General features: G+C 68.8%; 1 protein-coding gene. It reads left to right on the top strand.

What is annotated here, in order from left to right; genetic code table 11:
* Positions 1–286 precede the first annotated feature (286 nt).
* On the top strand, positions 287–646 hold the full coding sequence (locus E2E34_RS34125; RefSeq protein ID WP_138905691.1) for an STAS domain-containing protein: 360 nt from the start codon (positions 287–289) through the stop codon (positions 644–646).
* The last annotated feature ends 991 nt before the right edge of the window (positions 647–1,637 follow it).

The following is a 1,637-nucleotide window of genomic DNA, read 5'->3' as shown; positions in this document are numbered from 1 at the left end:
AGCGTCCCGCAGAGTGCTGTGGGGCGCTGGGGTTGGGCAGGGCGCGCTGCCGCCATGCGAGGGCTGGGGCGTGTCCTGGCGGCGGCAGTGTTTGGGGGAGCCTGGTTCGAACAACTGGCGTCGTTTCGCGGACAAATTCGGCTGCGGCTGTGTTGGTTTCGGGTCGGTATCGGATATGGGCCCGGTCGGCAGTGTGAGCGCTTCTATGCTGCGGGTGCGGCGTTCTCGCCCGGGCTTTCTCCGCGGGCCATTGCTTGGTGCGGCACGGCCAAAGGAGTTGAACCCAATGCGATCACGTTGGCCCACGCTGTTGGAGGACTGTCGGCTCGCGTCCCCGGCCGGGGAGCTCGACCTGGCGTCGGCCGCGGCGTTCGGCGCCCTTCTGCGAGGCACGGACGCCCAGCCGGGCGCGGACTGGCTGATCGTCGATCTGAGCGCGGTGACGTTCATGGACTGCAGCCCTTTGCGCGACCTGTGCTCTGCCTGGGACCGCAGCGAGGCGACCGGTCGCTGGACACGGTTGGTCTACGACCAGGACCGCATCGGCCGGCTCCTGCGCCTGACGTCCCTGCAGGAGCGCTTCCCCCGGTACGCCAGCGCCGATGACGCCTGGCGCGGCCACGACATCGGGCAGCCCGGACGATGACCGACACGCTCCGTCCGTCCTCAAGGGGGATGGCGGTATCGGGGTGGCGTTCGACCACGCCTACCGGCCCGCAGGCCTGGCCTGTTCCCCGCAGGCGTCGCGGCGCAGGATGCTCACATGATTGATGTCTCGCAGTCCCTGTCCGCGAAGGGGGTCCCCGACGGACTTTGCTCACCGGCTTCAACAGTGCGTACACGCAGGCGAAGGACCGCGCCGCGCCCTTTGTCTGTGTCTCTCAGGCCCGTGGGCGCTGGACGGTGCAGGCGGATCTACGCACCGCGCCCGCTTGGGATCGCTCCGCGGGCTGGACAAGTTCCTGAGCCACACGTGCCATCGCCTGGTAGAGCGTGGTCTGGTTTCGGCCGAGTCGTCGGCCGCTTCTATGTACATCGTGCTTTACGGCGTGTCGAACGAGTCAGCCGCGCGCGACCTGCCGCCGCGCTGCATGCCGCCTTGTACGGGCACACCAGAGCGCTGATGCTCTTCGGCGACTGACTCGGTGGCCCCAGTCAACTGCAGGTGTTGAGTCGGCGGAGCGAGTGGAGGGTCCGGCAAACCTATGGCATGTCGGTTTCCTCCGGCTGGCCTGTCCCGATTCGCCTGTCCAGGCTCGGTGGCCTCTCATCGAAAGGTGGGGGAGTGGGCCCCCTGGCTTGCTGTGATCGCAGGAGGCACGCTGACGTATGAGATGCGCGCGGAGCTGGTACCCGCCGATGGTGCACTGGTCTGGCATGTGGTCAGCAAGGAGACACGAGCCGGCGCTCTGTGCGGGTACCCGATTCCACCGCGAGCCCCGTCCGACCCGGCTGCCTCGGGCGAGGCAGCCGAGGAACGTTACTGCTCCTCCTGCATGAGCGCTGTCGGTTCCGCCGTCGCACGCCATCTGCGGCGACCGGCCGCCACCTGACCCCGCGGCGTCTGTACGGGGGCGGGGCTGGTCAGCCGGTCGGTGTTCGGCTGGCGGGGCGGCCCTTGGACGGTGTCTGCCGGG

It is taken from the genome of Streptomyces albidochromogenes (genome assembly GCF_005981925.1).
GTDB classification, from domain to species: domain Bacteria; phylum Actinomycetota; class Actinomycetes; order Streptomycetales; family Streptomycetaceae; genus Streptomyces; species Streptomyces albidochromogenes.
The sequence above is the reverse complement of the archived record's forward strand: the minus strand, read 5'-3'. Positions and strand labels throughout refer to the sequence as shown.